The organism is Actinomycetospora aeridis (assembly GCF_037400275.1).
Taxonomy (GTDB): domain Bacteria; phylum Actinomycetota; class Actinomycetes; order Mycobacteriales; family Pseudonocardiaceae; genus Actinomycetospora; species Actinomycetospora aeridis.
Map to the genome: position 1 here is coordinate 321,040 of NZ_JBBEGL010000002.1, position 24,768 is coordinate 345,807.

A 24,768-nucleotide genomic window follows, 5' to 3' on the forward strand; every position below is an offset into this window, starting at 1 on the left:
CGGGTGGTGTGGTCCGCCTGACGGGCTGCTGTGTGCCGCCTGAGAACGCGTCCGGGGACGACGACGGCCGGGCCCCGCGGGGTGCGGGGCCCGGCCGTCATCGGGTGCCGTCGGTGGCCTACGCGCGGTAGGCCTCCACGGCGTGGCCGTAGACCACGATGTTGTCGGAGTAGCTGCGCACGTCACTGTCGAAGTCGCCGCCGCAGGTGATCAGCCGCAGCTGCGGGTCGGCCGTCGGCCCGTAGACCGAGGCGGTCGGGAAGGCCGTCTTCGGCACCTCGTCGACCCGGTCGACCGCGTAGACGACGGTCACGCCGTCGGTGCGCTCGACGAGCACCTGGTCGCCCGCGACCACGTCGGCGAGACGGGCGAAGCCCCCGTCGACGCCGTGATAGTTGACGTGCGAGGCGTAGACGGCCGGGCCGTCCTCGCCGGGCGCCGCACCGCCGCGGTAGTGACCGACGGTCGTGGCGTCCTTCGGGACCTCGAGGCGCCGGTCCTCGGTCTGCCCCAGCTCGGCAAGCTGGCGGGTGTCGACCCCGATCGACGGGATCCGCAGGTTCGCGGTCTCCGCCTCGCCGAGCGGGAGGGCGACGGCGGTGCGGGACGCCGGCAGGGCGACGCTCGCCGGGCCGGTGCGCTGCGAGTTGTCGCCCGACAGGTAGGCCGCCATCCCGAGCAGGACGAGGACGACGACGATCCCGATGGTCGCGCGGGTGGTCGCGCTGGTGCCGGACTTCCCGGTGGTGTGCTCGCTGGTGACGGCCATGGTGATCAGCCCTGCCGCGCGAAGCGACGGACCAGGACCAGGCCGGTGACGCCGAGCCCGCTCAGCGCGCCCGCGGCCAGCGCGACCTCGACGGCCGACGCGCCGGACCCGGTGCTGCCGTCGCCCGTGGCGACGCCGCCCTCGGGGTAGCTGACGTAGTCGACGTCGTCACCGTGGGCGTTGTCCTCGCAGGCCACGCCGTCGTCGTCACGGTCGAGCCGGAACGGGTCCGAGGAGTCGGCGTCGAGGATCGCGTTGGCCTCGTCGTAGGTCAGCTCGGGGCAGTCGACGTCGTAGCGGTGGTGCCAGTAGGCGCCCCACCACTCGTTCGTCACGTAGACGTTGGTGATGTTGAGCGTGTGCTGGTCGGGCTCGGGGCAGTGGCGGACGAGCTCGCCGAGGTCGTCGACGAGGTCGTCGAGGTCGATGCCCGTGAAGCTCGTCGGCAGCGCGCCGCAGAACTGCGAGAGCGCGGTACCCAGCTGCTCGAGCTGGGCCGGGGTGCCCTCGAACGCGAGCCCGCCGGCCAGGTAGGCGCAGGCCTGCTGCGGGTTGGTGAAGCCGCCCTCGGGCACCGTGGTCGGGATCTCGAGGTCGCCGAGCAGGTCGGTGAGGCTGCCCGCGCCGGGCACGAAGTCGTCGGGCAGCGTGATGCCGCCGGGCAGCGTGATGCCGGCGAGGTCGGTGACGAGCTGCTCACCGCCGGCCGCGAGGGCCGTCGGCGTCGGGGCCGTGGCGTCGCCGGTGGTGCCGGTCGTCGCGGTGTCGGCGGTGGCGCCGTCGGTGAGGCGGGCCTGCGGCCCGGTCGGCGTGTCGCCGGTCTGCGTCACGCCGGTCTGCGTCACGCCGGTCGGGGTCTCGCCGGTGTCCTGCTGTCCGGTCTCCGAGGTGGTGACGCCCGGGAGGAGGCTGCCGGCGGGCGGCGCCGTGGAGGTCGTGGGGCCGGAGGAGTCGGCGTCCGTGGCGGCCGAGGAGTCGGCGTCGGACCTGGACGCCGGTGCCTCGCACACGCCGCCGACCAGGCGGTAGCCGGCGCCCTGCGCTTCGCAGGCGGACGCCGCCGTCGCGTCGTCGGACGGGTCCGCGAGGGCGAGTCCCGGAGCCATCACCGCCAGACCCACGCAGCCGGCCAGCACGACCGCGGCGCTGCGGCTGCTCCGTCGACCCCTCATCGGTACTCCCCTTCGTGCGCTCACAGCCGAGTTCGTTCGGCCATTCGCACGTCGAGTCGCACGGAGAGTCACACCCGTTACCGGCTCTCGGGGATCCCATGCCCGGGCGGCGGAGAACCACCCGATCGGTGGATGCGCCCACCGGGCCCCCTGACCACCGACGACGCCGCCCGCAGGCGTGTCGGCACCGGGAAGCGGGTCGGGCGACCCGTCATCACGGTGTGTCGTCGGGCAGTCGTGCACCGCGACCTGCGCGTACCCAAAGAGGACGTGCGACGTTAGGGCGATCGGGGGAGTCGCCGGTCGACCGACCCGGACACATCGGGCGAGCACGGATCGGGTCGGGACATGGGGAACAGGCGTCGGCGCGCTGCGGGTGCGCTGGTCGGGCTGGTGGCCGCGGGGATGATCGGCACGGCGGGGGTCGCCGCGGCCGACGACGGCGACTCCGGGTCGGGCGGGGGGCTCGGGGGCGTCATCAGCGGGTTGGTGGACACGCTGACCGGCTTCATCGAGCGGGGCACCAGCAACCTGCCGACGGTGCCCCCGGTCTCGCCGGGCAGCGGGTCGTCGTCCCCGTCGTCCCCGACCTCCCCGACGTCGACACCGCACACGAGCGTGACCACCGAGACGGAGACCGTGACGCTCCCGCCGGTGGTCTACGGGCCCGGGAGCACGTACTACGCGTACGTGCCGCCCGTGGTGTCGGTGTACGACCTCGACTGCGGCGACTTCGCCGACACCGCCGACGCGCAGGCGGTGCTCATCGGCGACCCCTCCGACCCGAACAACCTCGACGGCGACAACGACGGGCGGGCCTGCGACCGCGGCGTCGGGGGCGGGGACTACCGGGGCTACCCGACCGGCGGCGTCGCCGCGGGCGACGGCTCGGACGACGGCCCCACGGTCGGCCAGGTGATCTTCCTGGCCATCGCCGGGATCGGCGCCGGCGCGGGTGTCGTGCGCGGGGGCCAGCTGGTCGCGGCGCGGCGGGAGAACGCCTGACGTGGCCGTTCCCGAGGCACCGCCCGCGGAGCCGGCACGGCGTGGGGGCATCCTCGACCGGGTGACCGGCCGCGTGACCGCCCTCGTCCTCGCCGTGCTCGCCGTCGGCCTGCTCGTCGCGCTGGTGAACAGCGACGGTGGCGACGAGGGGCCGCGCTCCCGGTCGCTCCCGCCGGCGGAGCGGGTCGCCGTGCCCGTCCCCCTGCCCGCCGCGCGGATCAGCGGCATCGAGGCCCCGTCGATCGGGCTCGCGACCGAGGACACCACGAGCCTCGACCTGCGCGACGACAACTCCCTCGACGTGCCCCGCAGCGCCGGGACGGTGGGCTGGTACCAGCGCAGCGCGAGCCCGGGCGAGGTCGGACCGGCCGTCCTCGCGGCGCACGTCAACTTCCGCGGTCAGGAGGGGGCGTTCGCCCGGCTCGGGCAGATCGCGCCCGGCGCGACCGTCGAGGTGCACCGCGACGACGGCACCACCGCCGTCTTCGCCGTCGACCGCGTCGACCAGGTCGCGAAGGACGCCTTCCCCACCGAGGCCGTCTACGGACCGACCACCGACGGCGAGATCCGGCTGGTCACCTGCGGCGGCGTGTTCAACGAGCGCACCCGCAGCTACGAGGACAACATCGTCGTCTACGGCCACCTCGCGGAGGCCTACCGCCCGGCGTGATGGCGCCCGCGTGAGGCGGGGGCCGCGCGAACCCGGGGGGAGGGTCCGCGCGACCCCCGCGCGCACCGGCCGGGCCGGTCGTCAGGAGGCGATCAGGTCCGCGGGACGTCCAGGTCGTACACGGTGCGCCCCGCGACGTCGATCGGCGTGAAGTTCGCCTGGATCCAGGTACGGATCTCACCGGTCGTCCCCCGGGCGCCCGGACCGCCCGCCCGGCCGGGATCGTCGGCGCCGGGTCCGCCACCGGGTCCGCCACCGGGTCCGCCACCCGGGCCACCAGCGCCGCCGGGCCCGTTGCCCTCGACGTAGTACCGGACCTGCCCGGACGCGACCGCGGCCTGGAACTCCGTGAGCGTCGGGGCCGGGTCGCTGCCCATGAAGCCGCCCATGGCCATCACCGGCGCACCGCTCGCGAGCTGGAGGGACGCGGCGCTCTGCGCGCCGGTCGTGGCCGCCGCCCAGCGCGTGCCGGCGCCCTGGAGCAGGGCCACGAGCTGCGGTGACGGCGCCTCACCTTCCGGGCCGCCGGCGCGTGCACGGTCATCGCCGTCCCGGCGTCCGCCGGGCATCCCACCCTCCGGGCCGGCGCTGACGATCGAGCCCTGGTGCGGGGTCGCCGCGGTCTGCGCCGCGAACGCCGTCGAGCCGCCGAGCACGGCGACCAGCGCCGCGACGACGCCGACCGTCCCCGCGCGTCCCCACCGCGCCGGCGGCAGCAGCACGGCGAGCGTGCCGAGCACCCCGGCGACGAGCAGCACCCAGCGCGCCCACAGCAGCCACCCGTGCTGGGTGAGGATCACCGCGCTCCACGCCGCGGTGCCGGCGACGACGACCGCGAGCACGATCCGCGGGGTGAGCGTCTCCCGGCGGCGCCACAGCACCGACGCGCCGACGGCCGTCGTCAGCGCGACGCCCGGCGCCAGGGCGACCGCGTAGTACGGGTGGATGATGCCGCTCATGGCACTGAAGACCGCGGCGTGCACGAGCGTCCAGGTCCCGCCGAGGACCAGCAGGCCGCGGGTGCGATCGGTCCGCGGGGCGTGGCGCAGCGCCCAGAGCGCCGCGACGAGCAGGACCAGAGCCGCCGGGAGCAGCCACGACGCCTGGCCCGAGAACTCGGCCGTGAACAGGCGTTCAACCCCCGGGGAGCCTCCGAAGCCGCCGCCCCCGCCGGGCCCGCCCGCGCCGGGCGGACCGCCGGCCGGCATGCCGCCGGGCATCGCACCCCCCGGCGCCCCGCCCGGTCCGCCACGTCCCCCGGGCCCGCCGCCCTCGGTGCCCAGGATGCGGCCCAGCCCGTTGTAGCCCAGCGCGAGCTCGAGCAGCGAGTTGGTCGTGGACCCACCGATGTACGGCCGCGACGACGCCGGCCACAGCTCGACGAGCGCGACGTACCACCCCGCCGAGACGACCATCGCCGCGCCGCCGGCGAGGAGGTCACCGATCCGGCGACGGAGCCGCGACGGCGCGACGACGAGGACCGCGAGGGCGAGCGCCGGCACGACGAGCAGCACCTGCAACTGCTTCGTCAGGAAACCCAGCCCGACCAGCGCGCCCGTCCCGACCAGCCACCACGTCCCCGCGCGCCAGCCGGCGGCGTCGACGGCGCGGGTGGTCGTGTACGTCGCGGCGACCATGGTCAGCACGAGCAGCGCATCCGGATTGTCGAACCGGAACATCAGCACCGCCACCGGTGTCGCGGCGAGCAGCGCCCCGGCCGCGAGGGCCGTGCGCGGGCCCGACCAGCGCCGCACCGTGAGGAACAGCAGGCCGACCGACGCGACCCCCATGAGCGCCTGGGGCGCGAGCATCGACCAGCTCGAGAACCCGAAGATCCGGCCGGACAGCACCATGACCCACAGCGAGGCCGGCGGCTTGTCGACGGTGATCAGGCCCGGCGCGTCGAGCGCGCCGAACAGCCAGGCCTTCGGCGACTGCGTGCCGGCCTGCACCGCCGCGGCGTAGAACGCGTTCGCCCAGCCCGAGGCACCGAGGTTCCACAGGTACGTGACGGCGGTGGCGGCGAGCAGGCCGAGCAGCGCCGGGCGGACCCAGCGCGGGTCCCCGGTCGGGGCGGGCGGCGGGGCCGGGGCGGCGACGTCGGGGGCGGTCGCGGTGGTCATCGGTGCTCCGGGTTCGTGATCGTGGGGGATTTCCTGACGTTCAACGTCAGCGTGGCCGCCACGCTGACAACGCCCCGGGACACGCTCATGCACGCTGGCGGCGCGGGTGGAAGACCCAGGCGCGGTAGGCGACGAAGCGCAGGAGGGTGGCGAGGAGGTTCGCGGCGATCAGCACCGCGAGCTCCACCCCGTGGCCCGCCGCCGGGGCGAGCACGCCGAGCAGGGCGAGCGACCCGGACGTCAGCCCCAGCCCGAGGCCGAACACCGCGAGGCCCTCGACCTGGCTGCGGCCGGCGTGGCGGCGCCCCCGGATGCCGAAGGTCAGGCGGCGGTTCGCGGCCGTGTTGGCGACCGCGGTGATCACGAGGGCCAGCAGGTTCGACGGCTGCGGCCCGAGCACGCCGCGGAAGAGCGTGTAGAGCAGCAGGAACGCGAGCGTCGAGATCACGCCGATCGCGGCGAAGCGCACCATCTGGCCCGTGAGACCGGGGGTCACGCCGGCCATGTCGTCGGGTGAGGGCTCCTCGAGAGGCTCACGACCGAACTCCTCCCGCAGCCGGGCCACCGGCAGCGCGCCGGTCGCCAGCGCGTGCCCGACGCGGGCCACGCCCTTGAGATCGGCGACCGCCGTCGACACCACGTCCACCCGGGAGTCGGGGTCGTCGACCCAGTCGACGGGCACCTCGTGGATGCGCAGCCCCGAGCGCTCCGCGAGCACCAGGAGCTCGGTGTCGAAGAACCACCCGGTGTCCTCGACCAGCGGCAGCAGCCGCCGCGCGACGTCGGCACGGATCGCCTTGAACCCGCACTGCGCGTCGGAGAACCGCGCCCGCAGCGTCCCGCGCAGCAGCACGTTGTAGCAGCGCGAGATCACCTCGCGCTTCACCCCGCGCACCACGCGCGAGGTCGGCGCGAGCCGGGAACCGATCGCGAGGTCGGAGTGCCCGGAGATCAGCGGGGCGACGAGCGGGAGCAGGGCGTTCAGGTCGGTCGAGAGGTCGACGTCGGTGTAGGCGAGCACCGGCGCGTCCGACGCCGACCACACCGTGCGCAGGGCGCGCCCCCGGCCCTTCTCGTCGAGGTGCACGACGGTGACCTCGGCGTACTCGTCGGCCAGCGCCTCGGCGACGGCCAGCGTGGCGTCCGTGCTGGCGTTGTCCGCGACCGTGATCCGGAACGCGTAGGGGAAGTCCTCGGTGAGGTGGCGGTGCAGCCGCCGGACGCACGGGCCGAGGTCACGCTCCTCGTCGAACACGGGGACGACGACGTCGAGCACGACGCTGCCCGTCGCCTCGAGGTGCGTGAGGGCGGGGGCGCGGAGCGGGGTCGCTGCGGTCATGATCGCAGCGTCGGAGCCGAGCGTGGACGGGTCGTGTGCCGGACCTGTGTCCCGGCTGTGCCTGCTCACGAGGCGGCGGCCGGCACGGTGAGGTCGTAGACGGTGGTGCCGCCGACGGTCGTGGGCGCGTAGGTCGCCGCCACCCACGCGGCGATCCGGGCGGCGTCGTCACTGCCGCCGCTGTCGGTCGTCGAGATCGACGCCGAGTCCTCGTCGCCCACGAAGAAGTGCACGGCGCCGGCGGCGACGAGGGCCTGGAACTGCGCGAGGGTGGGCGCCGGGTCGGTGCCGTTGAACCCGCCGAGCGCCATCACCGGCGCTCCCGACGCGAGCTGGTAGCCCGCCGCCGCATTGGAGCCGACCGCCGCGGCCACCCACGTGTGCCCCGCCGCGCCGTCGCGCAGCAGCGCCGTCAGCTCCGCCGACGGCCTGCTGGCCTGCAGCAACGTCATCATGCCGCCCCCGGGACCGCCCCCGTCCCGGGCGGCGCCGGGCGGGCCGCCCCGCCCGTCCGGGGAGCCCGGGCCGCCCGCGCCGCGACCCGGACCACCCCCGGGAGCTCCACCCGGACCACCACCTGGACCACCGCCCGGCCCGCGCCCGCTCTCCGGCCCCGCGGTCGGCAGCGCGCCCTCGTGCGTGGTCGCCGCCGTCACGATCGACGACGCGGCCGGCCCGGCGACGCCGACGGCCACCGCCGCGGCGAGCAGCACCCCGACGAGGAGCCGTCGCGACGGACGCACGAGCAGACCGGCCGCGACGACCAGCCCGGCCACCAGGACGACCGCCCGCAGCCACGGCACGAACGTCGGCGTCTCCCGCAGCAGCACCCACGACCACACCGCCGAGACGGCGACGACCCCCGCCAGCAGGACGTGGGCGCGGCGCCGGACCAGCGTCACCGCGCCGACGCCGACGAGCGCGGCGATCGGCGGAGCGAGCGCGACGGCGTAGTAGCTGTGGATGATCCCGCGCGAGAGCGTGAACACCGCCGCGGTGACGAGCAGGGTGCCGCCCCACAGGAGCGCGGCGGCGCGGGTGCGGTCGGTCCGCGGTGCCCGCGCGGTGAGCACGAGCAGCGCGACGAGCAGCAGCAGCGCGGCGGGCAGGAGCCAGCTCACCTGGCTCGCCATCTCGCCGGTCACCAGCTGCAGCACCGAGCCGCTCGACCGGCCCCCGCCTCCACCACCGCCACCACCAGGGCCGACGCTCCCCGTCTCGTCCCCGGTGAGGCGGCCGAGCCCGTTGTAGCCGAGGACCAGCTCGAGCGCGGAGTTCGTCTGCGACCCGCCGACGTACGGCCGCGACGCCGCGGGCCACAGCTCCACGACGGCGACCCACCACCCCGAGGCGACGGCGAGCACCGCCGTCGTCGGCACCAGCGCCCGGAGCCGCCCCCGGAGCCGGCCCGGTCCGGCGAGCAGCCACACGGCCGCGAAGGCGGGGAGCACGAGGAAGGCCTGCAGGGACTTGGTCAGGAACCCGGTCCCGACGAGCGCGGCGGCGAGCGCCAGCCACCGCCAGGCACCCCGCGGCGTCGGGGCGTCGACGGCCCGGGCCAGCGCCCACGCCGCCGCGACCAGCAGGAGCACGAGCAGCGCGTCCGGGTTGTCGAACCGGAACATCAATGTCGCCACCGGCGTCAGGGCGAGCACGAGGCCGGCGAGCAGGCCGGCCGCCGAGCCTGCCCAGCGACGCACCGTCGCGTGCAGCAGCCCCACCGACGCGACGCCCATGAGCGCCTGCGGGACGAGGATCGCCCACGCGTTCACGCCGAACAGCCGCGCCGAGAGGCCCATGACCCACACCGAGACCGGCGGCTTGTCGATCATGATCAGGCCGGGCGCGTCGGAGGCGCCGAAGAACCACGCGCGCCAGCTCGTCGCCCCCGCCTGCGCGGCCGCCGAGTAGTAGGCGTTCGCCCAGCCCGACGCCCCGAGATCCCAGAGGTAGAGCACCGCGGTGCCGGCGAGCAGCGCGAGCAGGCACCAGCGGGCCCATCCCGGGTCGTGGCCGGCGCGGGCCCGCAGGCGGGCCGTCGAGACCGGGGCGGCGGGGGCGGACGGGCGCAGGGGGGAGCGCAGCGCGGCGAGGATCGGGGACGCCATGATCGGGCACGCTCGTCCGCGGGACTGTCCCGGGCCTGGACGGAACCTGTGTGCGAGCTGTGCGCGGGTCCTACTGATTGCACTTGACAACCACTACGGACGTCCGCTTCGCTCCCGGTGGCGAAACGCAACCGGGTGGAGGTGCGCCGTGCTGGTCGACGTGGACGACGACGTGCAGCTCTGTGTCGAGGCCCTCGGCGAGCCCGGCGCCCCGGCACTGCTGCTCGTCGCGGGCGGCGGCTGGTCGATGGACTGGTGGGACGACGACCTGTGCGCCCGCCTCGTCGACCGCGGCCTGCGGGTGATCCGCTACGACCACCGCGACACCGGGGCCTCCACGACCTGGCCCGCGGGAGCGCCCGGGTACACGAGCCGGGAGCTGCTCACCGATGCCGCCGCGGTCCTCGACGCCCTCGGCGTCGACCGCGCCCACGTCGTCGGACTGTCGATGGGCGGCGGGATCGCCCAGGAGCTCGCGCTGTCCCGTCGCGCGCGCGTCACCGCCCTGACGCTCATCGCCACCAGCCCGATCGACCCCGCCGCGGGCGACCTGCCCGGCCCGACCCCGGCGATCGCCGCGCTGTTCGCCGGCGAGCAGAGCGGTCCGGAGCCGACCGACCCGGTCGAGGCCCTCGTCGAGGGCGAGCGTCCCTTCGCCGGACCGGGGGCGTTCGACGAGGCGCGGGTGCGGGCGATCGCCACCCGGGTCGCCGCGCGCAGCCGCGACGTCGCGGCCGCCGGCAACCACTTCCTCCTCGGGTCCGACGCGGGTGGACCGACCGACCTCGGTGCCCTCGCCGGCCTGCCGACGCTCGTGGTGCACGGCGGCGCGGACCCGCTCTTCCCGCCCGCCCACGGCCGCGCCCTGGCCGCGGCGATCCCCGGCGCCCGGCTGCTCGAGCTCCCGGCGATGGGGCACCAACTGCCGCCTCGCGAGAGCTGGGACGAGCTCGTCGACGCCCTGCTCGCCCTGCACTGACCGATCTCCGGGAGGCTCCCCCGATGGCGAAGCTCATCTACGCCGCGACCGCGTCGCTCGACGGCTTCATCGCCGGGCCCGGCGGCGACATGTCGTGGCTGACCGAGCACCTCGGCGGGGCGAACCCGACCGCCGACCGGCTGCTCGCCCGGACCGGCGCGATCCTCGCCGGGAACGTCACCTACGGCGGCGACGACCCGAACCGCGGCACCGACAGCGAGGGCGCGTTCGGCGGGGAGTACGACGGGCCCGTCGTCGTCCTGACCCACCGGCCCCCGGACGACGCGCCCGCCGGGGTCGAGTTCGCCACCGACCTGGCCACGGCGGTCGACCGGGCCCGCACCCTGGCCGGCGACCACGACGTCAACGTCCTCGGCGCGGACGTCGCGGGCCAGTGCCTCGACGCGGGACTGCTCGACGAGGTGCTGATGTTCTTCGCGCCGGTGCTGCTCGGCGCCGGCACGCCGATCTTCCGGCGGCCGGGCGGGCAGCAGGTCCGTCTCGAGCGCCTCCCGGGCGAGACGGAGCACTGGTGCCGCGTCGTGCGCTGAGCCCTTTGCCCGTTTCCGGGCACAACTGAGGGCGGACTCTCAGCAAGCACGCAGAATCACACCAGCGTCGGCACAGGGGGCGGACGGACCCTGACCCCGTGAGCGACAACAGCCCCACCTCCCCCTCCCACGCCGCGGACCCGACGGCGCGTCCCGCGGGTGGCTCCGGCACGGGCACGCTGCCCGCCGGTCCCGCCGGGGAGCGTCCCGGCGGCTACCCGACCGCGCCGTACGGCTCGGGCCTCCCGGCCGGCGGCCCGCACGACCCGTGGACCCGCCGCGACGTCCCCGGCGGTCCGCCACCCACCCCGCCCGCGCCTCCCACCGGGCCCGGCCACGCGGCGCCGCCGCCCGGCCCGCCGCGACGGCGCCGTCCGGTCGCCCTGGTCGCCGGTGCACTGGCCGCCGTCCTCGTCGCCGGCGGCGTCGGCGGGGCGGTCGGCTACGAGGCCGCGTCGTCGAACGGGGGCGGCACGTCGGTGCTCTCCTCGGCCCCGGGCTCCGGGGGCGCGCCCGCCGCGGCGGCGCCGGCCGGGTCGGTCGAGCAGGTCGCGAACACCGTCCTGCCGAGCGTCGTGCAGCTCGAGGGCCCGTCGGGCGAGGGCTCCGGTGTGATCATCTCCACCGACGGGCTCATCCTCACCAACGCCCACGTGCTCGAGGCCGGGCAGGCCGCGCAGCAGCAGTCACCGCTCGGCGGGCTCGAGCAGGCGCCCGAGGGTGGGTCCGGGGTGACCCCGGGCCAGTCCCAGGGACTCACGGCGGTCTTCCAGAACGGCAATCGCGCCCCCGTGCAGGTCGTCGGCACCGACCCGGGCGCCGACCTCGCCGTCGTCCGCGCGCAGGGCGTCTCCGGGCTGACGCCCGCGACGATCGGCAGCTCCTCGCAGCTGCAGGTCGGCCAGGACGTCGTCGCCGTCGGGTCGCCGCTGGGCCTGTCCGGCACGGTGACCACCGGCATCGTCAGCGCCCTGCAGCGCCCCGTGGCGAGCGGCGGCGCCCAGAGCGGCCAGGCCACGGTCCTCGACGCGATCCAGACCGACGCGGCGATCAACCCCGGCAACTCCGGTGGCGCGCTCGTCGACATGCAGGGCCGGGTCGTCGGCATCACCTCGGCGATCGCCTCGCTCGGCGGCCAGTCCTCGGGCGGCGAGCAGGCCCAGTCCGGCTCGATCGGCCTCGGCTTCGCGATCCCGATCGACCAGGCCGCGCGCATCGGCAACGAGCTGGTGACCCAGGGCTACGCCACGCGCGCCGTGCTCGGGGTGGGCGTCACGCAGGGCGCCGACGGTGCGGTGCTCGGCCAGATCACGCCCGGCGGACCCGCCGCGAGCGCCGGCCTGAACCAGGGCGACGTCGTCACCCGCGTCGGCGACCGCCCGATCCAGGACGCCGACAGCCTCGTCGCCGCGATCCGCTCCCAGCAGCCCGGGGCGTCGGTGACCCTGACCGTCACCACGCCGGGAGGCGAGCCCCGCCAGGTGCCCGTCACCCTGGGCTCCGAGCGCTCGGGCTGACCGGTATGTGAGCGAACTTCGGTGCTGTAGCACCGAAGTTCGCTCACATGTCAGTTCACGCAGCCCGGGGCCGCGGCGGTGATCGGCGGGGTCGGCGACACGGGCGCCGCGGCCGCGGCCTCCGTCTGCTCGCCGTCCGAGGAGTACTCCTCCTCGTCGTCTGTCGAGCTCGCGTCGTCCTCGTCCTGGGTCGACGAGGACGCGTCGAGCCGGTCGAGCCCGGCGCTGACCGACGCGTCGGTGGCGCCGGCCGGAGGCGGCGGAGCCAGGGCGGCGACGGCGGCGGGGTTGCCGGCGTCGGCCGCGATGGCCGTCGCGACGAACGAGCGCACGTCGCGCGGGTCGACCTGGACCGCGGTGCCGTCGTACGGGGTGCTGAGCTCGGTGGAGCCGGTCGGGACGGTGCGGAAGGTGACCGCGCCGGCCGAGAGGCCCTGCATCTGGCGGGCGAAGCCGAGCACGTCCCAGCCGGCGTCGAGCGTCACCGACCGCGACACGGCCTCGGTGATGCGGGCGACGGCGAACGGGTCGGTCAGCGTGTTGGCCGACAGCAGCGTCTCGGTCGCGCCCGCGAGGAACACCTGCTGGCGGGCGATCCGGTCGAGGTCGCCGTTCGGGAGTCCGTGGCGCTGGCGCACGAACGCGAGCGCCTGCGGGCCGCTGACCTCCTGCGGGCCGGCGGGGAGCGCGAGCCCGGAGTAGGAGTCCTGCACCGGCGCCCGCAGGCACACCGGCACCCCGCCGATCGCGCTGCTGAGGTCGGCGAACCCGGCGAGGTTGACCGCGGCGAAGTGCGAGATCGGCAGCCCGGTGAGCTGCTGGACCGCGCCGATCGTGGCGCGCGCCCCGGCCGCCCCGGCGGCGCGCACGACGGCGGGGTCGCCGGGCGAGGGCGGGCCGGGCGACTCGGCGGCGAAGAGGCTGGTGGAGCCGGTGGGCCCGGAGCCGGTCATGGCCTCGGTGGCGTCGGCCGCCGCGCGGGACCACGCCGAATTGATCTTGTGGCGCCCGAGCCCCGACCCCAGGTCCACGTAGGCGTCGCGGGGCACGGAGATCGCCGTGGCCCGTCCGCCCCCGGCGGGGACGTGCACGACCGTCAGCGAGTCCGCCGTCCCGCCGCCGGACTCGCCGTCACCGGCGTTGAGGGCCGCCAGGACGTCCTCCGGCAGCGGGTTGCCCTGGGCGTCGGTGCGGTTGTCGAGGCCCACCAGCAGGATGTTCTGCTCGCCGGTCGCGGGGGGCTCGGGACCGTCGATCACCGCGGCGGCGGGCGTGGATCGATCCAGTGCCCGCAGCTGTGTCCAGCCCACCGCCGAGAGCGCGAGGACGCCCACCGATAGCACGCTCACGGCGAGTCGTGCGAGCAGGCGCACGCGCCGCGAGCGCAGGGGGCGGATCACGGTCCTAGCGTTCCCGGTTCTCGGCGCCCCGTCACCTCCTCGTGCAGGGCATCTCAGTGATCGTTACCCATCCGGGGCCCGGCGGGCCTTGCCTCGACGCCCGGTGTCGTCGGGCGTGCGATCTCCGTGAGCCCGCCGGGGTCGTTCACAGCCGGTGCACAATCTCGCCCCACGGGACGGACACGATGCGGCCGCAGGGTCGGGGGCATGACGGTCCACGACGGTCTGACGACCGAGCTCCGGGTGCCCACCCCAGTCCTCCCGCGACCCCGCGCACCCCGCCCCGTGTCCGCGCTCCTGGCGGGACGCGCGGGCGACCCGCGCTGGGTGCGTCCGTCCCTGCTCGCGCTGCTCGTCGGCACCGCCGTGCTCTACCTGTGGAACCTCGGCGCGTCGGGCTGGGCCAACACCTACTACGCCGCGGCCGTCCAGGCCGGGACGCAGTCGTGGAAGGCCTGGCTGTTCGGGTCGATGGACTCGTCGAACTTCATCACCGTCGACAAGCCCCCGGCGTCCCTGTGGGTCATGGGGCTGTCCGGCCGTCTCTTCGGGTTCTCGAGCTGGTCGCTGCTCGCGCCCCAGGCGCTGATGGGCGTCGCGGCGGTCGGGCTGCTCCACCTGACGGTGCGGCGCTGGTCCGGGCCGGGCGCGGGCCTGCTCGCCGGGGCGACGCTCGCCCTGACGCCGGTGGCGGTGCTGATGTTCCGCTTCGACAACCCCGACGCGCTGCTCGTGCTGTGCCTGGTGGCGGCCGCGTACGCGACCGTGCGGGCCGTCGAGGCCGCCGCCTCCCGCGCCGGGACCTGGTGGACCGTGGCCGCAGGCGCCCTGATCGGCCTCGGGTTCCTCACGAAGATGATGCAGGCGTTCCTCGTGCTGCCCGCCCTGGCCGCGGTGCTCCTGCTCGCCTCGGCGGCCCCGCTGCGCCGGCGCCTCGTCCAGCTCGGGGCGGGCGCGGCGGCGCTCGTCGCGTCGGTGGGCTGGTACGTGCTGCTCGTCGACCTGTGGCCCACCGACTCGCGCCCCTACATCGGCGGCTCGACCGACAACACGCTGCTCGACCTCGTCCTCGGCTACAACGGGCTCGGCCGCCTCCTCGGCGGCGAGGGCAACGGGGGCGGCGGGGGTGGGGGCGGCGGCACCGGCTTCGGCGGCTCCACCGGCATCACGCGGATGTTCAACAGCGCCTTCGGCGGTCAGATCAGCTGGCTGCTCCCCGCCGCGCTGGTCGCGCTGGTCGCCGGGCTGTGGCTGACACGCCGCGCCCCGCGCACCGACCGCACCCGTGGCGCGCTCGTGCTGTGGGGCGGCTGGCTGCTCGTGACCGGGCTGGTGTTCAGCTTCATGAGCGGCACCATCCACGCCTACTACGCCGTCGCCCTGGCGCCCGGTCTCGCCGGCACGCTGGTCGTCGGCGGTCGCGAGGTGTGGCGACGCCGCGGGCACCTCGCCGCCGACCTGACGCTGGGCCTCACCGTCGCCCTGACCGCCGGCTGGGGCGTCGTCCTGCTGCGCCGCACGCCGGAGTTCCTGCCGTGGCTGCGGTGGGTCGTGGCGATCGCCGGGATCGTGGCGGCCGTCGCGCTGGTCCTCCCCGCGGCGACGTGGCGCCGGATCGGTCGCGACGCCGGCCGGCGGGCGCTGCCGGTGGTGCTGCTCGCCGCCCTGCTGGCCGGCGCCGGTGGCGCCACCGCCTATGCGGTGCAGACCGCGGCCACCGCGCACCAGGGGTCGGTCGTCAGCGCCGGACCGTCGAGCGGCTCGGAGAGGGGCGGCGGGCAGGGTGGTCCTCCTGGGGCCGGGCAGATGCCGGCCGGGCAGACCCCGCCCGGCGGAGGTCAGGGCGGAGGTCAGGGCGGGGGTCAGGGCCCCGGTCCCGGCGAGGCGAGCACCTCCGCCGAGCTCACGGCCCTGCTCACCTCGGCGGGCACACGCTGGTCGGCGGCCACCGTCTCCGCGCAGGGCGCCTCGGGTCTCGAGCTCTCCAGCGGCACCGCCGTGATGGCGATCGGCGGGTTCACCGGGTCGGACGCCGCCCCGAGCCTCGCCCAGTTCCAGGCCTATGTCGCCGCCGGCGACATCGGTTGGTTCGTCGCGAGCGGCCAGGGCGGCCAGGGCGGCGGCCCCGGGGGCGGCGGGGACAGCGTCGGAAGCGAGATCAGCGAGTGGGTCGCGGCGCACTACACGGCCACGACGGTCGGCGGTACGACGGTCTACGACCTCACGGCCCCCGCGAGCTGACCCCTCCCCGGGGACTACTGGCTGGCATCTCTCGCTCAGCGAGAGATACCAGCCAGTAACGCGCGGCGCTCAGGCCGCCTGACGCCCGTCGCGCACCTCGTCGTCCGGCGTCGCGACGTCGAGGGGGTGGGCGATCTCGTCGGGACCCAGCCGGCCCAGCACCAGCGCGAGCGCCCCCACCACCAGCGGCGCGAGCCCGGCCGCGAGGAACACCGGCGTGAGGCCCGCGACCTCGCTCACCGGCCCGGCGAGGGTCATCGACACCGGCATGAAGGCGAGCGAGACGAAGAAGTCGAGGCTCGTCACGCGCCCGAGCAGGGCCGGCGGGACGCGGCGCTGCAGCAGCGTCCCCCAGATCACCTGGGGGGCGCTGAACAGGGCGCCGACGACGAACCCGGCGACGATCATCGGCCAGAGCGTCGACACCAGCCCGAAGACGACCATGGGCACGCAGCCCGCCGACCACATGACGATCATGGTCGTCAGGTAGCGCCGCGGCAGGCGCAGCGAGGCGACGAGGATCGACGCGATCGCCCCGCCGGCCCCGTGGGCGAGTAGCACGAGCGAGTGCCCGCCGGGCCCGCCGCCCGCGCGCTCGATGATCGCGAACGGGACGAGCACCTCGAGCGGCCCGAGCACCACGAGGACCATCAGCGACGCGAACACCAGGGTCACGAGCAGCCACCGCGTGGCGACCATGTAGCGGAAGCCCTCGACGAGGTCGCGCACCACCGCACCCACGCCCTTGCCGCCCGCGTCCTCGGCGTCGAGGTCACGACGCAGCGCACGACGGGGCAGCGACAACGCCGCGAGGAGCCCGGCCACGCACACGACCGCGGTGGCCGCGAGCGCCGCCGCCGGCGAGTACGCGGCCACGAGCAGGCCCGCGAGCGCCGGGCCCGCGCCCAGCAGCAGCACCGGGCGCACGACGCCCTCGAGCCCGTTGACCGCCAGCAGCTCGTCGGCGTCGACCATGGCCGGCACGAGCGCCGAGTACGCCGGGAAGAACAGCCCCATCGACAGGCCGATCGCCGCCGCGACCACCGCGAGCAGCGGCACCGACAGCGCGCCGAGCGCCGAGAGGCCGGCGACGAGCCCGATCGACACCGCGAGCGTCGCCATGACGCCGACGAGGATGCGCTTCTGCGGCACCCGGTCGGCGAGCACGCCACCGAGCAGCGCGGTGACGATCACGCCCAGCGCGAGCGCGCCCGACACCACGGAGAGCCCGGCGGGCCCGCCGCCGAGCTCGACGACCTGCCACACCACGGCCAGCGTCCACAGCCCCTCGGCGAGCACCGAGAGCGCGAGCGCCGCGGCCAGGCGCCGGTAGGCGGACCGGCGCAACGGGCGCAGGGCACGCATGGGACTCGACCTCCTCCGACGACGGGCACCCGCGACGCTAGGTGCTGCACCGGGGTCGAGGTCCACCGGTTTCCGTTGCTCCCCGGGGCGGAACCGAGTAGACCGTCACGCGTGCGCGCGCAACGGTGGGTCGCCGAGGTCGGACCGGAGAACGCCGCGTTCCTCGCGACGCGCAGCCGGACCGCCGTCCTCGCCTCCGAGTACCGGCCGCGCGATCTCGGCGACGGCCGGGTGGCGTACGACGAGCGCTCGCTCGGCGCCGCCCGTGAGCTGTCCGAGGAGGAGGAGGGCGCGATCACCGACGACGGTGACGGCCTGCGCGTCTGGGTCGGCGACGACGCCTTCGACCTCGACGAGCAGGACTGACACACGACTTTCGTCGGTCGCGCGCGCGACGTCCGGCGCTGCCGGCCGGGCCGGGCGACCACCTAACGTCGATCACCATGAACGCGCCGATCACGGCTCCGGACACCGACGTCTCCACCCCGGGCCGCCGGATCGGCGAGCTCGACGTCCTCCGGGGCTTCGCCCTCTGCGGCATCCTCGTCGTCAACATCGTCCAGCAGCTCGTGCCCCTGTCCGGTCGTGCCCGCATGCTCCCGCTGCCGGTCGAGCTCGTCTTCTACGAGCGCTTCCTCTCCCTGTTCGCGCTCCTCTTCGGCCTCGGGTTCGGCCTCTTCCTCGACCGCGCCGCGACGCGGACCACCCGGCCCCGGGTCGTGCTGGCCCGCCGGCTCGGGGTCCTGCTGCTGATCGGGATCGCGCACCAGTTCCTGCAGCCGGGCGAGGCGCTGGTGCCGTACGCGCTGGTCGGGCTCGTGATCCTGCTGCCGATGAGCTTCCTGCCGCCCCGGGCGTGCCTCGTCGTGGCGCTCGTCCTGCTCCTCGTCGCCCCGCAGGTCCAGATGGGCTACGGGCTCACGGTGGCGCTCCTCGCGGTCGGCTTCGCCCTGGCCCGGCTCGGCCTGCCCGCCGCGCTCGGGCGGTACCCCGGACGCACCGCCGCCGTGCTCGCCGTGACCGGCACGCTCGCGCTCGCCTGGGCCGTCGCGCTCACCGCCGGGTGGGAGCCGCCCCGGGTGAACGTCCTCGGCGGCGGCCTCGGCGGGTTCCAGAGCCTCCTGCCGCCACTGGCCGCGCTGGCGACGGTGATCGCCTACGCCGCGGCGCTGCTGCTGGTGCTGCGCACGCCGGTGGGCGCGGTGATCGGGCGGGTGCTCGCCCCGATGGGCCGGATGGCGCTGACCAACTACCTCACCGCGACCGTGCTGTTCGTGACCCTCGGCCCGGCGCTCGGCATCGACTCGCTCGACGACGGCGCGGCGATCGCCGGCCTGACCGTCGGCATCCTGCTGGTCCAGGCGGTGTGGAGCAGCTGGTGGCTCCGGCGCTTCCGCTACGGCCCCGCCGAGTGGGCGTGGCGGTGCCTGACCTGGTGGCAGGTCGCCCCGCTCCGTCGGTGATCCGGCGCCGGGTGATCGCCACTACCGTGCTGGTCATGAGCCGTCGACGGTGGGCGTTCGACGTCGCCGTCGCCGCGCTCGCCGGCGCGTTCATGGCCGGCATCGTGCTGTTCTTCCCCCGCCAGACCGGCACCCTGCTCGACCTCGGCCGCCCGGCGCTGCTGGCCGGCGTGGCGCTCTCCACGGTCGTGCTGGTGTTCCGCCGACGGGCGCCGGTGGTGGTGACGGTGGTCGTCGCGCTGCTCGCGCTGCCGTTCCCCGGGTCCTGGTTCGGCTACATCGCGCTGTACTCCGCGGGCGCCTACGCCCGGCGGCGCTGGAGCCTGTGGCTGCTCGCCCCGCTGGTGGTCGCGACGTCGTTCGTCGGCGACCGCGGCTGGGTCGGCTTCCGCGTCAACGACCACGCGTTCCTGCTGTTCGTCGCGTCGCTGGTCACGCTGGCCGGGCTCTACGTCGGCACCCGCCGCGAGGCGATCGCCGGGGCCGTCGAGCGTGCCGACCGCGCCGAGCGCGAGCAGGAGCTGCTCGCCGAGCAGGCCCGGGCCGACGAGCGCGTCCGGCTCGCGGGCGAGATGCACGACGTCGTCACCCACCGGATCAACCTCATGGTCCTGCAGGCCGGCGCCCTCGGGGTCCGCACCGAGGACCCGGCGGTGCGCGCGGCCGCCGAGGAGCTGCGCGAGGCCGGCGTCCAAGCCCTGGCCGAGATGCGCGACCTCGTCGGCGTGCTGCGCGCCGGCCGCACGCCCGGATCGGTGGCCGCGGACGTGCCGGCCGACGAGCTCGCGGGCCTCGTCGACGAGTCCCGCCGGGTGGGGGTCGAGGTCGACCTCGAGGTCACCGGGGATCCGTCCGGTCCGGCGCCGACCGTGCGCCGGACCCTGCACCGCGTCGTCCAGGAGTCCCTCACCAACGCCCGCAAGCACGCCCCCGGGGCCGCGGTGCGCGTGGAGGTCCGCCACACCGACGGGCGCGTGTGCGCCACGGTGACCAACGGGCCGCCGGACGCTCCGGCGGACCCCGACACCACCGGCGGCGGGGTGGGCCTCGACGGTCTGCGCCGCCGGGTGGGGCTGGTCGGGGGCACCTTCACCGCCGGCCCGACCCGCGACGGCGGGTTCCGGGTGGGCGCGCACCTGCCCGACGACGTGCCGACGGGGGGCGCAGCATGATCCGGGTGCTGGTCGTCGACGACGAGCCCATGGTGTGCACGCACCTGACCACGATCCTCGGCACCGGGGAGATCACCGTCGTCGGCGCGGCCCACGACGGCGCCGAGGCGCTCGAGCAGGTGGTGCGCCACCGCCCGGACGTCGTGCTGCTCGACATCCGCATGCCCGGCGTCGACGGGCTCACCGCGCTCGGGCACATCGCCGCGCTCGACGACCGGCCCGCCGTGGTCGTGCTGACCACCTTCGACGTCGACGCCTACGTGCTGCAGGCGCTCGCGTCCGGCGCCCAGGGGTTCCTGCTGAAGTCCACACCGCCCGACGACCTGCGCCGCCTCGTCGCGGTCGCCGCCGACGGGCACACGGTGCTCTCGCCGGAAGCCGCTCGGCGGCTGGCGGTGGCGTCGAGCCGCGAGGACCGCACGCGCGAGACCGCCCGCGCCCGCATCCGCGACCTCGCCGACCGCGAGACCGAGGTGCTCACCGCGCTCGGGGAAGGGCTGTCGAACGCCGCGATCGGGGCCCGCCTGCACCTGTCGGAGGCGACGGTGAAGGGCTACGTGTCGCGGCTGATGGAGCGGCTCGACTGCGACAACCGCACCCAGGCCGGGCTCCTCGCCTTCGCCGCCGGGCTCGTCGGGCTCGACGGATGACCACGCCGGGACTCCCGTCAGGCCACGGGTCGCACCGGGCGGCGCTGCGCCGCGGACGGCGCGACGGGCCGGACCGGGCGGGCGACGACGGGGCCGCGTCGCGGAGCCGTCCGCGGGGTGCGCGGCGGGCCGGCCTGGCCGACCGCGGCGACGGGGCGGCCGGCGAGCACGGCGGCGAGGACGGCCACGACCTCGCCGAGCGAGTGGTACCGACGCTCCGGGAGGCGCTCGAGCAGGGTGCGCGTCACGGTGTCGACCCCGTACATCTCGGCCGTGGTGAGCACCTGCCAGCGGTGCGCCGGGAGGACCAGGTCGCCGAGCACCGCGGCGATCCGGTCGGGGAGGTCCGACGGTGCGGGGGCGGACGGGGTGGGCCGTTCGGGACGAGCGGTCATCGGGTCCTCCGGGCAGGAGCGCTGGACGCGGCGCGACACAGGAGTTCCCCGAATGACCATTCGTCAATCCGCAACGTCACCCCTGAGTGGATGATCGTTGGTGTCCGCACGGTCGCCGCGACCTACTACCGCCCGGTAACCTGCGCGGCCGTGAGCACTCCGAGCGTGCTGGGCGCGTGGCACCGCCTCTCCGGCTCGTGGCCGGGCCGCCTGCTGGTCAGCGCGGCCGTGTGGCTGCGCGCCCCCTACTTCCTCACCGCGGCGCCGATGATCCGCGACCTCGCGCCGGGGCGGGCCGAGGTGTCGCTGCGCAACTGGTGGCTCGTCCACAACCACCTCGGCACCGTGCACGCCATCGCGTCGTGCAACCTCGCCGAGTACGCGATGGGGGTGCTCGCCGAGGCCACCACCCCGGCGTCGCACCGCTGGATCCCGCGCGGGATGACCGTGCGGTACCTCGCGAAGGCGGACACCGACCTGCTCGCCGTGGCAACCTTCCCGCAGGCCCCGACGTTCGGCGACGAGGGCGAGGACGTCGACGCGGACGTGACGATCACCGACGCCCGCGGGCAGGAGGTCGTGCACGCGACGATCACCCTGCGCATCTCCCCGCGCCCCTCGCGCCTCCCCGCTTCAGCGACCGCCTCCGCCCCCGCCTGAGCCTCGCCTCCCGAGGCAGCGAACGTGGCGTTCGCTGCGCTAGAAGCAGCGAACGGCACGTTCGCTGCACACGGACGTGCCACGATCCGCAGCGAGATGCCTCCGCCGACGACGACCTCCGACCAGGTCCACGCCTACCGCTTCGGGCTGCGTCGCCTGCAGTCGGCGCTCGTCCGGCGCCAGGCCGTGCCCGCGGGCGACCCGTTGCGCGCGCAGCACCGGGCCACGGTCGCGGGCGCGCTGATCGCCGCGCTGGCCCTCGGCGTCGCCGCCGTGTGGGGCCTGCTCGACCGCCCCGCCGACTGGCGCAGCGCCGGCGTCGTCGTGGCCGAGGGCTCCGGGGCGCTCTACGTCGTCGTCCACGAGCCCGACCGGCTGGTGCCGGTGCCCAACCTCGCGTCCGCACGCCTCGTGCTGGCCGCCCTCGCGGCGGCCGGCGGGACGGCCGGTGACCCCGCACCCGTCGAGGTCGCCGACGCCGACCTCGCCACCGCGCCCCGCGAGCGCGGGGTCGGCATCCCGGACGCCCCGCCGCTGCCCCCGGCGGGCGCACCCGTCCCGCCCGTGTGGTCGGTGTGCGACACCGGCAGCCCCCGGCCCGGGGCCGCGCGCCCGTGGGAGCAGCCGCGGGTGTGGACCACCGTGCTCGCCGGCCCGTCGGCCCCCGCCCGGCCGCTCGATCCCGGCCGCGGGCTGCTGCTGCGCGACCGGTTCGACGGCACGTGGCTCGTCCACGACGGCATCCGGTCGCGGCTGGACCTGCGGGACCCGGCGGTGGTGATCGCCTTCGACCTCGAGGGCCAGATCCCCCGCCCGGTGAGCACGAGCCTGCTCAACACCCTCACCGAGGGGCCCTCGATCGTCGCGCCCGTGATCGCCGGGCGCGGCGAGGTCCCGCCGGCCGGGCTGCTGGCCGGCGAGCCGGTCGGCGGTGTCGTGCGCCTCGTCGGCCCGGGGACGCCGGACCGCTGGTACGTCGTGCAGCGCGAGGGCGTGCAGGAGGTCCCGGAGGTCGTGGCCCGCCTCGTCCGCCTCGACGACCCGGACCCGGCGCGGGCCGGGGCCCCGGTCCCGATCGTCTCCCCCGGCCAGCTGCGCCCGCTCGCCACCGCCCGCGGGATCGCGGTGGGCGCCTACCCCGATCCGGTGCCCCGCGCGGTGCCGATGGACGAGGCGCCCACCACCTGCGCCGGCGCCCAGGGCGGCGGGCCGGTGGCGCTGACCGTCGGCACGCAGCCCCCGAGCGGCCCGGCACCGCCCACCACGCTCGCCCAGGCCGACGGCTCGGGCGACCGTGTCGACGCGGTCGTGCTGCCCGGCGCGGGGGTCGTGGTGCGGGCGGTGCCGACCGGGCGGGACGACGCCCCCGGCAGCCCGACGGTCATCTCGGGCTCCGGTCTCGCGTCGGCGGTGCCCGACCCGGAGACCGCGGCCGCGCTCGGCCTGGGCGAGGCGTTCCCGCCCGCTCCCGACGCCGTGGTCGGCCTGCTGCCCGCCGGGCCGGTGCTGTCGGTGGCCGCGGCGCTGAACCCGCTGCCCGGCGGCGGCTGAGCCCTACTGGACGCCCTACTGGACACGCGCCCCCGGCGCCGGCACCTGCGCCGGGGCCGAGCTCGTCGTGGTGTCGTCCTCGTCGGGGTCCTCGACCACCGGCGGCGGCACCACGACCGGCGGACGCACCGTCGTCGTGGTGGTCGTCGTGGTCGTGGTGGTGGTCGTCCGCCGGGGCGTGGTGGTGGTGCGCCGCGTCCGCGGGGCGGTGGCCACCTCGGTCTCCTCGGTGGTGGTGACCTGCGGGGCGACCGGCAGCGGCGGCGGGGGCGGCGCCAGGGTCGCCGACGGCGTGGGCGGCAGCGGCTGCTCCTCGGAGAGCACCGCGTACGCCACCGCCGACCCTGCGATGAGGAGCACCGCGGCCGCGGCGGCCACGGCGGCGGCCAGGCGGCGGCGACGGCGCGGCGTCGGCCGGGCGAGCGGCGAGGCGCCCGTGGGATCGAGGGTGGGGGCCACCGGAGGGCCCGCCGCGAACGCCCCGGACCCGGCGACGACGCTCGTCGGTGCGGTCATGAGCACCGGCGACAGCACGGTCTCGGCGTCCATCCCGACCTCGCGGGAGACCCCGCGCAGGCCGGCGACGACCTCCTCCGCGGTCGGCCGGTCGACCGCGTCGTCGGCGGTCATCGCCGTCAGCAGCCCCTCGAGGCCCGGCGACAGGCCGGTGGGCACCACGGGCCTGCGGTGCAGGCGGGCGACCGCCGCCTCGAGCGCGTTGCCCGGGTACTCGCGGCGCCCGGTGAGGCACTCGATGAGCACGAGACCGAGCGCGTAGATGTCGACGCCGCCGTCGATCGGCTCGCCGCGCACCTGCTCGGGGCTGAGGTAGGACGCGGTGCCGATGACCATGCCGGCCGCCGTGACGGGCGCGGCGTCGTGGACCGCGGCGATGCCGAAGTCCGAGAGGTGCGCCCGGCCCTCCGCGTCGAGCAGGACGTTGCCGGGCTTGACGTCGCGGTGCACGACGCCGCGGCGGTGCACGTAGGCCAGCGCGTCGGCGAGCGCGGCCCCGAGGGCGACGACGTCGACGACCGGCAGCGGGCCCGCGCGCACCCGCTGGGCGAGCGTGTCGCCCTCGATGAGCTGCATGACGAAGTAGGCGCGGCCGTCCTCGTCGCCGACGTCGTAGACGGTGACGAGCCCGGGGTGCGACAGGCCGGCGAGGGTGAGCACCTCGCGGCGGTGGCGGGCCTCCTGGCCCTCCTCGATGTCGCCGATCTTCTCGGCGGGGTCGGCCGGGTCGCCGGGGGCGGCGTCGGGGGCCGCGACGGAGCCCGCCGCGTTGAACATCTTGATCGCCACGTCGCGGCCGAGCAGCTCGTCGCGGGCCCGGAAGACGTCCGCGGCGCCGCCGCGCCCGATGAGGTCGCCGACCGTGTAGCGCCCGCCCACCATCGCGGGCGGACCGATGTCGGTGCTCACTGCCCGCCCTCCTCCCGGTGCGCGGTCGGCCCGATCATCCCGTATGACGGGGTCCCTCGTCTGCGTGACGTCCCGGGCGATGCGTCGCCCGAACGGCGGGTTGCCCGCGGAGCGCACGGCGCGCCTGCGGGCACACCACGTCGCCCGACCTCGCCCGGCCCGTGTCGGGGTGTTCGCCGCCGGGCGGGCGGGCGTTACCCGATCGGGGACGAT

The 24,768-nt window shown here is 76.1% G+C and carries 21 protein-coding genes; 12 read left to right on the forward strand and 9 right to left on the reverse strand.

The window, feature by feature from the left end; all coding sequences use genetic code 11:
* Positions 1 to 118: 118 nt before the first annotated feature.
* Both WCD41_RS06990 and WCD41_RS06995 read right to left on the reverse strand, forming a co-directional pair.
* Positions 119 to 769, reverse strand: a complete 651-nt coding sequence (locus tag WCD41_RS06990) for a sortase domain-containing protein (protein WP_337712681.1) — start codon at positions 767 to 769, stop codon at positions 119 to 121.
* Positions 770 to 774: 5 nt separating this feature from the next.
* Entirely contained in the window at positions 775 to 1,941 is a 1,167-nt protein-coding gene (locus WCD41_RS06995) for a hypothetical protein (RefSeq protein ID WP_337712682.1), read from the reverse strand.
* Between the two features lie 348 nt (positions 1,942 to 2,289).
* Here WCD41_RS06995 and WCD41_RS07000 point away from each other — a divergent pair, with 348 nt between their 5' ends.
* Both WCD41_RS07000 and WCD41_RS07005 read left to right on the forward strand, forming a co-directional pair.
* Positions 2,290 to 2,946 (forward strand): hypothetical protein, encoded by a 657-nt coding sequence (locus tag WCD41_RS07000; protein ID WP_337712683.1) that lies wholly within the window; start codon positions 2,290 to 2,292, stop codon positions 2,944 to 2,946.
* Positions 2,947 to 3,007: 61 nt separating this feature from the next.
* Positions 3,008 to 3,616, forward strand: coding sequence for a sortase domain-containing protein (locus WCD41_RS07005; protein ID WP_337712684.1), 609 nt, complete (start codon positions 3,008 to 3,010; stop codon positions 3,614 to 3,616).
* A gap of 92 nt (positions 3,617 to 3,708) precedes the next feature.
* Here WCD41_RS07005 and WCD41_RS07010 read toward each other — a convergent pair whose 3' ends face one another.
* From WCD41_RS07010 to WCD41_RS07020, 3 genes are all read right to left on the reverse strand, one after another.
* A complete protein-coding gene (locus tag WCD41_RS07010; protein ID WP_337712685.1) occupies positions 3,709 to 5,739 on the reverse strand; it encodes an ArnT family glycosyltransferase in 2,031 nt (676 codons plus the stop codon).
* 85 nt (positions 5,740 to 5,824) lie between these two features.
* Positions 5,825 to 7,078, reverse strand: coding sequence for a bifunctional glycosyltransferase family 2/GtrA family protein (locus tag WCD41_RS07015; RefSeq protein ID WP_337712686.1), 1,254 nt, complete (start codon positions 7,076 to 7,078; stop codon positions 5,825 to 5,827).
* A 65-nt stretch (positions 7,079 to 7,143) separates the two neighbouring features.
* On the reverse strand, positions 7,144 to 9,186 hold the full coding sequence (locus WCD41_RS07020; protein WP_337712687.1) for an ArnT family glycosyltransferase: 2,043 nt from the start codon (positions 9,184 to 9,186) through the stop codon (positions 7,144 to 7,146).
* A 148-nt stretch (positions 9,187 to 9,334) separates the two neighbouring features.
* Between WCD41_RS07020 and WCD41_RS07025 the strand changes: the two genes are divergently transcribed.
* From WCD41_RS07025 to WCD41_RS07035, 3 genes are all read left to right on the forward strand, one after another.
* Positions 9,335 to 10,165 (forward strand): alpha/beta fold hydrolase, encoded by an 831-nt coding sequence (locus tag WCD41_RS07025; protein WP_337712688.1) that lies wholly within the window; start codon positions 9,335 to 9,337, stop codon positions 10,163 to 10,165.
* 23 nt (positions 10,166 to 10,188) lie between these two features.
* Complete coding sequence (locus WCD41_RS07030) at positions 10,189 to 10,716, forward strand: dihydrofolate reductase family protein (protein ID WP_337712689.1); 528 nt, start codon at positions 10,189 to 10,191, stop codon at positions 10,714 to 10,716.
* Positions 10,717 to 10,814: 98 nt separating this feature from the next.
* Entirely contained in the window at positions 10,815 to 12,233 is a 1,419-nt protein-coding gene (locus tag WCD41_RS07035; RefSeq protein ID WP_337712690.1) for a S1C family serine protease, read from the forward strand.
* Between the two features lie 50 nt (positions 12,234 to 12,283).
* On the opposite strand, the gene WCD41_RS07040 is transcribed toward WCD41_RS07035, so the two are convergent.
* Positions 12,284 to 13,633, reverse strand: coding sequence for an LCP family protein (locus tag WCD41_RS07040; RefSeq protein ID WP_337712691.1), 1,350 nt, complete (start codon positions 13,631 to 13,633; stop codon positions 12,284 to 12,286).
* A gap of 207 nt (positions 13,634 to 13,840) precedes the next feature.
* Here WCD41_RS07040 and WCD41_RS07045 point away from each other — a divergent pair, with 207 nt between their 5' ends.
* Positions 13,841 to 15,874 (forward strand): glycosyltransferase family 39 protein, encoded by a 2,034-nt coding sequence (locus WCD41_RS07045; protein WP_337712692.1) that lies wholly within the window; start codon positions 13,841 to 13,843, stop codon positions 15,872 to 15,874.
* 69 nt (positions 15,875 to 15,943) lie between these two features.
* Here WCD41_RS07045 and WCD41_RS07050 read toward each other — a convergent pair whose 3' ends face one another.
* The gene (locus tag WCD41_RS07050) at positions 15,944 to 17,239 is read right to left on the reverse strand and encodes an MFS transporter (RefSeq protein WP_337712693.1); all 1,296 of its coding nucleotides are present in this window, start codon (positions 17,237 to 17,239) and stop codon (positions 15,944 to 15,946) included.
* Positions 17,240 to 17,350: 111 nt separating this feature from the next.
* On the opposite strand from WCD41_RS07050, the gene WCD41_RS07055 reads away from it, so the two are divergent.
* The 4 genes from WCD41_RS07055 (at position 17,351) to WCD41_RS07070 (ending at position 20,524) form a co-directional block, all read left to right on the forward strand.
* On the forward strand, positions 17,351 to 17,605 hold the full coding sequence (locus WCD41_RS07055) for a hypothetical protein (protein ID WP_337712694.1): 255 nt from the start codon (positions 17,351 to 17,353) through the stop codon (positions 17,603 to 17,605).
* 77 nt (positions 17,606 to 17,682) lie between these two features.
* Positions 17,683 to 18,702: a DUF418 domain-containing protein gene (locus WCD41_RS07060; RefSeq protein ID WP_337712695.1), complete on the forward strand. Its 1,020-nt coding sequence runs from the start codon at positions 17,683 to 17,685 to the stop codon at positions 18,700 to 18,702.
* A gap of 35 nt (positions 18,703 to 18,737) precedes the next feature.
* The gene (locus WCD41_RS07065; protein WP_337712696.1) at positions 18,738 to 19,874 is read left to right on the forward strand and encodes a sensor histidine kinase; all 1,137 of its coding nucleotides are present in this window, start codon (positions 18,738 to 18,740) and stop codon (positions 19,872 to 19,874) included.
* A complete protein-coding gene (locus tag WCD41_RS07070) occupies positions 19,871 to 20,524 on the forward strand; it encodes a response regulator (RefSeq protein WP_337712697.1) in 654 nt (217 codons plus the stop codon). Before WCD41_RS07065 ends, WCD41_RS07070 begins: the two co-directional genes overlap by 4 nt.
* Positions 20,525 to 20,541: 17 nt before the next feature.
* Here the strand turns inward: WCD41_RS07070 and WCD41_RS07075 are convergent, their stop codons facing one another.
* Positions 20,542 to 20,919: a DUF2795 domain-containing protein gene (locus tag WCD41_RS07075; RefSeq protein WP_337712698.1), complete on the reverse strand. Its 378-nt coding sequence runs from the start codon at positions 20,917 to 20,919 to the stop codon at positions 20,542 to 20,544.
* Positions 20,920 to 21,069: 150 nt separating this feature from the next.
* Here WCD41_RS07075 and WCD41_RS07080 point away from each other — a divergent pair, with 150 nt between their 5' ends.
* Positions 21,070 to 21,579: a hotdog fold domain-containing protein gene (locus WCD41_RS07080; protein WP_337712699.1), complete on the forward strand. Its 510-nt coding sequence runs from the start codon at positions 21,070 to 21,072 to the stop codon at positions 21,577 to 21,579.
* A gap of 96 nt (positions 21,580 to 21,675) precedes the next feature.
* Positions 21,676 to 23,130: a type VII secretion protein EccB gene (gene eccB, locus WCD41_RS07085; RefSeq protein ID WP_337712700.1), complete on the forward strand. Its 1,455-nt coding sequence runs from the start codon at positions 21,676 to 21,678 to the stop codon at positions 23,128 to 23,130.
* A 15-nt stretch (positions 23,131 to 23,145) separates the two neighbouring features.
* Here the strand turns inward: eccB and WCD41_RS07090 are convergent, their stop codons facing one another.
* Positions 23,146 to 24,555, reverse strand: coding sequence for a serine/threonine-protein kinase (locus WCD41_RS07090; protein WP_337712701.1), 1,410 nt, complete (start codon positions 24,553 to 24,555; stop codon positions 23,146 to 23,148).
* Positions 24,556 to 24,768 lie beyond the last annotated feature (213 nt).